Source organism: Micromonospora globispora (assembly GCF_003857015.1).
Taxonomy (GTDB): Bacteria; Actinomycetota; Actinomycetes; order Mycobacteriales; family Micromonosporaceae; genus Micromonospora; species Micromonospora globispora.
The window spans coordinates 1-8,074 of sequence record NZ_QGGF01000138.1 but is presented as its reverse complement, the minus strand read 5'-3'; the positions used below and the strand labels follow the sequence as shown (position 1 = coordinate 8,074).

The 8,074-nt window shown below is 73.2% G+C and carries 7 protein-coding genes; 2 read left to right on the top strand and 5 right to left on the bottom strand.

Going from position 1 to position 8,074, the window contains the following annotated elements:
* The 4 genes from DKL51_RS04970 to truB form a co-directional block, all read right to left on the bottom strand.
* Window positions 1-2,245: polyribonucleotide nucleotidyltransferase (locus DKL51_RS04970; protein ID WP_124811783.1), on the bottom strand; the 2,245-nt coding region annotated here is incomplete at its 3' end.
* Between the two features lie 221 nt (window positions 2,246-2,466).
* Window positions 2,467-2,736, bottom strand: a complete 270-nt coding sequence (gene rpsO / locus DKL51_RS04965) for a 30S ribosomal protein S15 (RefSeq protein WP_043962418.1) — start codon at window positions 2,734-2,736, stop codon at window positions 2,467-2,469.
* 192 nt (window positions 2,737-2,928) lie between these two features.
* Complete coding sequence (locus tag DKL51_RS04960) at window positions 2,929-3,858, bottom strand: bifunctional riboflavin kinase/FAD synthetase (RefSeq protein WP_124811782.1); 930 nt, start codon at window positions 3,856-3,858, stop codon at window positions 2,929-2,931.
* A gap of 87 nt (window positions 3,859-3,945) precedes the next feature.
* Window positions 3,946-4,830 (bottom strand): tRNA pseudouridine(55) synthase TruB, encoded by an 885-nt coding sequence (gene truB / locus DKL51_RS04955; RefSeq protein WP_124811781.1) that lies wholly within the window; start codon window positions 4,828-4,830, stop codon window positions 3,946-3,948.
* 112 nt (window positions 4,831-4,942) lie between these two features.
* Here truB and DKL51_RS04950 point away from each other — a divergent pair, with 112 nt between their 5' ends.
* Complete coding sequence (locus DKL51_RS04950; protein WP_124811780.1) at window positions 4,943-5,974, top strand: hypothetical protein; 1,032 nt, start codon at window positions 4,943-4,945, stop codon at window positions 5,972-5,974.
* A 101-nt stretch (window positions 5,975-6,075) separates the two neighbouring features.
* Window positions 6,076-7,098: a hypothetical protein gene (locus tag DKL51_RS04945; RefSeq protein WP_109942965.1), complete on the top strand. Its 1,023-nt coding sequence runs from the start codon at window positions 6,076-6,078 to the stop codon at window positions 7,096-7,098.
* A 37-nt stretch (window positions 7,099-7,135) separates the two neighbouring features.
* Here the strand turns inward: DKL51_RS04945 and DKL51_RS04940 are convergent.
* Window positions 7,136-8,074 (bottom strand): MATE family efflux transporter (locus tag DKL51_RS04940; protein WP_124811779.1); only part of this gene is annotated, 939 nt, incomplete at its 5' end.

Here is an 8,074-nt window from a genome sequence, read left to right as displayed (position 1 = left end):
GCGGGTCGCCCCCGGCCCGGCCGGCCGGACGCTCGGCACCGGCCTCGCCGGCGGCCGGCGCCTCGGCGCCCTCCGGGCGGACCTTGTCCAGGTAGATCTTGCCGCGGGCGTCGATGTCCGCGATCTCCACCTCGACCTTGTCGCCGACGTTGAGGTAGTCCTCGACCTTCTCGACCCGCTTGCCGTCGCCCACCTTGGAGATGTGCAGCAGGCCGTCCCGGCCCGGCAGCAGCGAGATGAAAGCGCCGAACGCGGCGGTCTTCACCACCGTGCCGAGGAACCGGTCGCCGACCTTCGGCAGGGTCGGGTTGGCGATCGCGTTGATCCGCTCGACCGCGGCCTGGGCCGACGGCCCGTTGGTCGCGCCGACGTAGATGGTGCCGTCGTCCTCGATGGAGATCTCGGCGCCGGTCTCGTCCTGGATGGCGTTGATGGTCTGGCCCTTGGGGCCGATCACCATGCCGATCTTGTCGACCGGGATCTTGACGGTGGTGACCCGCGGCGCGTAGTCGCTCATCTCGGCCGGAGCCTCGATCGCCGCCTGCATCACGTCGAGGATGGTCTGCCGGGCCTCGTTAGCCTGCTGCAGCGCGGCGGCCAGCACGTCCGACGGGATGCCGTTGAGCTTGGTGTCGAGCTGCAGCGCGGTGACGAAGTCCCGGGTGCCGGCGACCTTGAAGTCCATGTCGCCGAACGCGTCCTCGGCGCCGAGGATGTCGGTCAGCGTCACGTACTCGGTCTTGCCCTCGACCTCGTCCGAGATGAGACCCATGGCGATGCCGGCCACCGGTGCCTTCAGCGGCACACCGGCGGAGAGCAGGCCCAGCGTCGAGGCGCAGACCGAACCCATCGAGGTGGAGCCGTTGGAGCCGAGCGCCTCGGAGACCTGCCGGATGGCGTACGGGAACTCCTCGCGCGACGGCAGCACCGGGATCAGCGCCCGCTCCGCGAGAGCGCCGTGGCCGATCTCGCGCCGCTTCGGCGAACCGACCCGACCGGTCTCACCGGTGGAGTACGGCGGGAAGTTGTAGTTGTGCATGTAGCGCTTGCGGTTCTCCGGGGACAGGGTGTCCACCATCTGCTCCATGCGCAGCATGTTGAGCGTGGTGACGCCCAGGATCTGGGTCTCGCCCCGCTCGAACAGCGCCGAGCCGTGCACCCGCGGCAGCACGCCGACCTCGGCGGTCAGCGGACGGATGTCGCGCGGGCCGCGGCCGTCGATCCGGACCTGCTCGCGCAGCACCCGGTTGCGGACCTCCGACTTGGTCAGCGACCGGAAGGCGGCGCTGAGCTCCTTCTCCCGGCCCTCGAAGCGCGGGCCGAGCTCCTCGGCGACCTTGGCCTTGACCCGGTCCAGGGCCTCCTCGCGGTCATGCTTACCGGCGATCTTGAGGGCCTCGGCGACCTCGGCGCGGGCCAGGTCGGCCACCGCGTCGTACGCGTCGTTCTGGTAGTCCAGGAAGACCGGGAACTCGGCGACCGGCTTGGCGGCCACCTCGGCCAGTTCGCTCTGCGCGCGGCACAGCTCGCGGATCGCCGGCTTCGCGGCCTCCAGGCCGCTGGCCACGATCTCCTCGGTCGGGGCGGTGGCGCCGCCCGCGATCAGGGCCACGGCGTTCGGCGTCGCCTCGGCCTCGACCATCATGATCGCGACGTCGCCGTCGGCCAGCGCCCGGCCGGCCACGACCATGTCGAAGGTGGCCCGGGCCAGCTCCTCCAGGGTCGGGAAGGCGACCCACTGGCCGTCGATGTGCGCGACCCGGGTCGCGCCGATCGGGCCGGAGAACGGCAGGCCGGAGAGCTTGGTCGACATCGAGGCGGCGTTGATCGCCACGACGTCGTACGGGTGCTGCGGGTCGAGCGCGAGGACGGTCTCGACGACCTGGACCTCGTTGCGCAGGCCCTTGACGAACGACGGGCGCAGCGGCCGGTCGATCAGCCGGCAGGTGAGGATCGCGTCCTCGCTGGGGCGACCCTCGCGGCGGAAGAACGAACCGGGGATCCGGCCCGCGGCGTACATCCGCTCCTCGACGTCGACGGTCAGCGGGAAGAAGTCGAACTGCTCCTTCGGCTGCTTGCCGGCGGTGGTGGCGGAGAGGACGACCGTCTCGCCCAGCTGGGCGATGACGGAGCCGGCGGCCTGGCGGGCCAGCCGGCCGGTGGAGAAGGTGATCTCGCGGGTGCCGAAGGACCCGTTGTCGATCACCGCGGTGCGGGATTCGGTGCCGAGGTTGGTCTCGGTCATGTGCTGTCGTGCTCCTTCGCGTCGTGGGCCCACGACACGGGAGCTGCTCAGACGGCCGGTCTTCGATCGAAGCGCCCGGGTGGCCGGCATGATGCCGGGATTCCCGGGGGCCACTACCGGAGACCGGTACGCTGACCGGCTCCCTCTCAGGTGGTCGCGCGGCCCTGTTCTTCTGTGGTACCGGAACGGGGGAGCGGCCGAGTGGCCACTCCCCCGTCACGTCATCGGCGCAGGCCGAGCCGCTCGATGAGCGACCGGTAGCGGTTGATGTCCTTCTTCTGGACGTAGTTGAGCAGCCGACGGCGACGGCCGACCAGCAGCAGCAGCCCACGGCGGCTGTGGTGGTCGTGCTTGTGCACCTTCAGGTGCTCGGTGAGCTCGGCGATCCGCTTGGTGAGGACCGCGACCTGCACCTCCGGCGAACCGGTGTCGCCCTCGGCGGTCGCGTACTCCGCGCGGATCTTGGCCTTGGCTTCCTGGTCGAGCGCCATGTTCTCCCTGTTTCGATGGGTTGATCACTGATGTCCGTCGTCGGGGTCCTGGGACCGGAGACGGACGAACCTCGCACCCGCGGCGTCGTGCAGGCACGCGAGGCCCCACGTCGGTCAGTCGACGTCCCCGCCAGACTACCAGCCCGCGACGGAACCGCCCGGCGAAGGGCCGAGAGGCGGGCCGTTTCGCGCTCAACCGAGGGCGCGGCGGGTACGCTCCACGTCCTCGGCGATCTGGGCGATCAGCGGCTCGATCGAGTCGTACCGGCGCTGCTCGCGCAGGTGCGCCACGAAGTCCAGGGCCAGCCGCTCGCCGTACAGGTCGCCGGTGAAGTCCAGCGCGTACGCCTCCACCCGGCGCTCCCGGCCGGAGAAGGTCGGGTTGGTGCCGATCGACACCGCCGCGGCCAGCGGCTCCCGGTGGCCACGGCGGACCAGCCGGGCGGCGTACACCCCGTCGGCGGGGATCGCCGCGTACCGGTGGCAGAGCAGGTTGGCGGTGGGGTAACCCAGCTCACGGCCGCGCTGGTCGCCGCGGACCACCACGCCCTCCACCCGGTGCGGGCGGCCCAGCGCGGCGGCCGCCGCGGCCACGTCGCCCGCGTCGACGCACGAGCGGATGTACGTCGAGGAGAAGACCGTCCCGGCCTCCGCGACCAGCGGGCCGGCCTCCACCCCGAAGCCGAAGGTCCGGCCGAGCCGCTCCAGCAGGGCCACGTCACCGGCCGCTCTGTGCCCGAAACGGAAGTTGTCGCCGACCACCACCAGCGCGGCGTGCAGGTGCTCGACCAGGATGTCGTGCACGAACGCCTCGGCTGGCAGCCGGGAGAACTCGGAGGTGAACGGAACCACGCAGAGCACGTCGACGCCGAGCGCCTCGATCAGCTCCGCCTTGCGGGCCGGCTCGGTCAGCACGGCGGGATGCGAGCCGGGGCGGACCACCTCCGCCGGGTGCGGGTCGAAGGTCACCACCACCGACTTGACGCCCAGCTCGCGGGCGCGGGCCACGGCGTGGCCGATGGTCGCCTGGTGCCCCTTGTGCACCCCGTCGAAGACGCCGATGGTGACGACCGACCGCCCCCAGCCACCGGGCGCCGCCTCGTACCCCCGCCACCGCTGCATGCCGCTCCTCCCCTGCTACCCATCGGCCCCGCCGGACGGCGGGCCGACCACCCCGGCGCCGCGACCGCCGGACGAGTTGCCCGGCCGTCAGGCCGGGGCGAGCACGATCTCCGCGCGGGCCCGACCGTCCCGCTCGCTGACGATAGCGATCAGGCCACCACCGGGACCGAAGACGGCGTACGGGCCGGGGATGCCGGCCGGGTCCAGCGGGCCGCCGTGGGAGAGGACCCGGGCCTCGTCCGCGCTGGCGTCCCGGCGCGGGAAGAACCGGTCGGCGGCCGCGTCGAGCGGCAGGTTCACCACCTCGGGCGCGCACTGTTCCAGCTCGTCGAGGGTGGCCGCCTCGGCCAGGGTGAATCCGCCCACCGCGGTGCGCCGCAGCGCGGTCAGGTGGCCGCCCACGCCGAGCGCCAGCCCCGCGTCGCGGGCGATGGCCCGGATGTACGTGCCGGACGAGCAGGTCACGTCCACGTCCACGTCCACCACGTCCGGCTGGTCCCGGCGGATGGCCAGGACGTCGAGCCGGGAGATGGTGACCCGGCGGGCCGGCAGCTCGACGCTCTCCCCCTCGCGCACCCGCTTGTACGCCCGCTGACCGTTGATCTTGATGGCGCTGACCGCGCTGGGCACCTGGTCGACCTCGCCAGTCAGCGCGGTCAGCGCCGCCCGGACCGCCTCATCGCTCACCGCGCCGGCCGGCGTCGTGGCGATCACGTCACCCTCGGCGTCGTCGGTGACGGTGGCCTGACCGAGCCGGATCGTCGCGGCGTAGCTCTTGCCGGCGCCGATCACGTAGGTGAGCAGCCGGGTCGCCCGGCCCACCCCGATCACCAGCACCCCGGTGGCCATCGGGTCGAGCGTGCCGCCGTGCCCCACCCGGCGGGTACGCGCCAACCGCCGGATCCGCGCCACCACGTCGTGCGACGTCATGCCGCCGGGCTTGTCGACCACGATCAGACCGTCTGTGCTCACGCCCGCCAAGCCTGCCAGACCACGGTGATCGCCCCTCCGGGGGATACCGCGGCGCGCGGGCGAGGTGTGAAGATCATCCGCCCCTCGCCACTCCTGCCCTGGGAACCGCACGATGAACAGTGACGACCTCACCCCGGAGCCACCGCGGCTCGACCGCCCCTCCCCCGGCGGCCCGGACGAGTTCCCCGACTGGGTGCGCCAGCTCGAGCGGGAGATCCGGGTCGGACGCGCCGTACGGCTCCGGATCTGGTTCGGCCGGCACGCCCGGAAGCTGCTCGCCGGCGTCGCCGCCCTGCTGGTGCTCGCGCTGCTGGGGTATCTCGGCCCGGCCGGATACCGGTACGCCCGACGTCCGGCCGAGCCCGCCAGGGCGTACCCGACGGTGAGCCCGCCGGCCGGGATACAGGCGACCACGACGGCCTCGCCGCGCCCGACCGCCGGTCCGTTCGACGGCACCCCCGCAGCCGCGTTCCCGGAAGGGGCGGCCGGGATCACGCTGCCGCCGGCGAAGGCGACCGGCGACTTCACCACGAAGCAGGTGTCGGCCGCGCTCACGAAGATCCGTACCGCCCTGGTCACCGCCCGGCTGGACCGCGCGTTCATGACGGCGAAGGACCCGGAGCGGCTGATCCGGCAGTTCGCCCCGGATCACCGGCCCGCCATCCGCGACGACTTCCGCACTGGCGCGTTCGCGCACTTCGCCACCCGGCTCGCGCCGGGGGCCCGGCTGCTGCCCGACCAGCCTCGAGTGAAGGGCCGGATCACCTACCGGACGGTCCGCGACGACACCGGCGTCCGGGTGCTGGAGGTGACCACCAACTTCGTCTGGGCGTACGCCTTCCACGGGCCCGGGGTGGCGCCCGGCGACGGGGTGGCGGTCGTGCACGACACTCTCGTCTGGCGGGTGCCGCACCCGGCCGACGTCCGGTCCAGCGCCAGCGGCCTCTGGTTCGGCGACATGCGCGCGTACGGCGCGAACGTCAACTGCGCCGCCTTCGACAAGGGGCTGCTCGACGTCGGCGAGTGGAGCAACCAGACGCCGCTCGCCACTCCTGCCCCTGACCCCGACTCGCTGTACGACCCCGACCACACCCTGGACGTCCCGGACACCTGCGGGCTGCGCGACCGACCCGCCGGGGGATGACGGGCCGGGCGGGCGGGGATCCGACCGGCCGGACGGGACAGCAGCGCGACCCGGGCCGTGCAAAGATCATCCGCCCCGTCCGCCCCCACTCTGGAACCGGAATGACCGACGAACAGCCCACGCCTCGACCCGCACGCCGGCTCGACGACCTCTTCGCCCCCGCCGACGAGCCGGTGCGCGTCCCCGACTGGATGCGCCAGCCCGTCCAGGAGCACGAGCTGACCCGCGCCGAACGGCTCCGCCTGACCTGGGAGCGGCACAACGGCAAGCTGCTGGGCGGCATCGCAGCGCTGCTGGTCGTCGGGTTCCTCGGCTTCCTCGGGACGACCGGCTACCGCTTCGCGGACAAGGTCAACCACGGCGAGGTCGTGCTGCCGGTACGGGGTGGCCCGACCACTGCGCCCCGCCCCCTCGACGCGGACGGCAACACCCTGGGCGTGTTCGTGGGCACGCCGGCTGAGCAGTTCGCCGAGGGCGAGGCGGGGATCACGCTGCCGGCCGCCCGGGCGACCGGTCCGTTCACCGCAAAGCAGGTGGCCGACGGGCTCGCGAAGGTGCGGGCGACGCTGATCGAGGGCCGGCTCGGCACGCCCATGCTCCTCGACGACCCGGATCCGTTCCTCGCCCGGCTCGCTCCGGACGCGAGGGCGAGCGTGCGGGACGACCTGGCACAGGGGCGGAACCTGGGGTACGCCACGCGGATGACCCGCGACGACCGGACCCCGTGGGAGCCGCGGGACGGCATTCGGGTGCGCGGCACGATCGAGTACGCCTCGACCACCGACCGGGACGGCATCCGGGTGCTGGCCGTGACCACCCGCTTCATCTGGGTCTACTCGTTCGACCTCTTTCAGGCGCAGGCGTACCCGCCCGGGGCGGAGCTGGTCACCCTGCGCGATCAGGTGGTCTGGCACCTGCCGCATCCCGACGACGTGCGGGCCGGCTCGCGCGGGCTGTGGATCGACTCGGCGGACGTGACCATCCTCAACGCCACGTGTGAGGCTATGGAGAAGGGCTTGCTGGCGCTGGAGTTCGACCGGCCGCTGGAGCGCCGGACGGCCCCGGCACCGGAGGGCGACATCTACGACGACAGCTGGCGGCCGGGCGACGGCGAGGAGTGCTGACGGGCCGCCACGAAGGGGCGGCCCGGGCCGCTTCCGCTCAGCGGACCGCGCCGACCACCGCCCAGCCGCCGGAGCGCAGTCGCAGCAGCAGGGCGGCCAGCCGGAGCACCACGAAGAGCGTCAGCCCGGCCCAGATCCCGCCCAGCCCGAGATCCAGCCCGTAGGCGAGCCAGATCGCCGGCAGGAACCCGCCCAGCGCCGCCACGATGGTGAGGTTGCGCAGATAGCGGACGTCCCCGGCGCCGATCAGCACGCCGTCGAGGGCGAAGACCACGCCGCCGATCGGCTGCAGCGCGACGAACCAGGGCCAGGCCACCATGGCCTGCTCGCGTACCTGTGGATCGGAGCTGAACCAGGACGGGACCACACCCGCGCCGGCGGCGATGAGCACCGCGAAGGCGACGCCGCAGGCGCCGCCGAGCAGCGCGATCCGGCGTGCGAGGGCGCGGGCACCGGGGGCGTCGCCCGCGCCGAGCGCCGCACCGATCAGCGCCTGGGCCGCGATCGCGAGCGCGTCCAGCACCAGCGCGGTGAAGAACCAGAGCTGGACGGCGATCTGGTGGGCGCCGACCGCGGCGGCACCGAAGCGGGCGGCCACCGCGGTCGCGGAGAGGAAGCTCGCCTGGAAGGCGACGCCCCGGATCAGCAGGTCCCGGCTGAGCACGAGCTGCTGTCGGATCAGTCGGGGCCGGGGCCGCAGGGAGACCCGTTCGCGGACCAGCGCCGCCGCGAAGAGACCGCCGGAGAGGGTCTGCGCGACCACGTTCGCCACCGCCGAGCCGGCCAGGCCCAGCCCCACCGGATAGACCAGCAGCGGGCAGAGCAGCGCGGAGAGCAGGTTGGGGGCGAGCACGAAGAGCAGTGGCCGGCGGGTGTCCTGGATGCCGCGCAGCCAGCCGTTGCCGGCGGCGGCCAGGAGCAGGCCGGGCGCGCCGAGCGCCGCGATCCGCAGCCACTGCGCGGCGGCGTCGGTCAC

What these genes read in the sequence shown, in the direction of transcription:
- rpsO (WP_043962418.1), bottom strand. Translation starts at nt 2,736, where the DNA reads ATGGCGCTCGACCAGGAAGCCAAGGCCAAGATCCGCGCGGAGTACGCG.
- DKL51_RS04960 (WP_124811782.1), bottom strand. Translation starts at nt 3,858, where the DNA reads ATGCAGCGGTGGCGGGGGTACGAGGCGGCGCCCGGTGGCTGGGGGCGG.
- DKL51_RS04950 (WP_124811780.1), top strand. Translation starts at nt 4,943, where the DNA reads ATGAACAGTGACGACCTCACCCCGGAGCCACCGCGGCTCGACCGCCCC.
- DKL51_RS04945 (WP_109942965.1), top strand. Translation starts at nt 6,076, where the DNA reads ATGACCGACGAACAGCCCACGCCTCGACCCGCACGCCGGCTCGACGAC.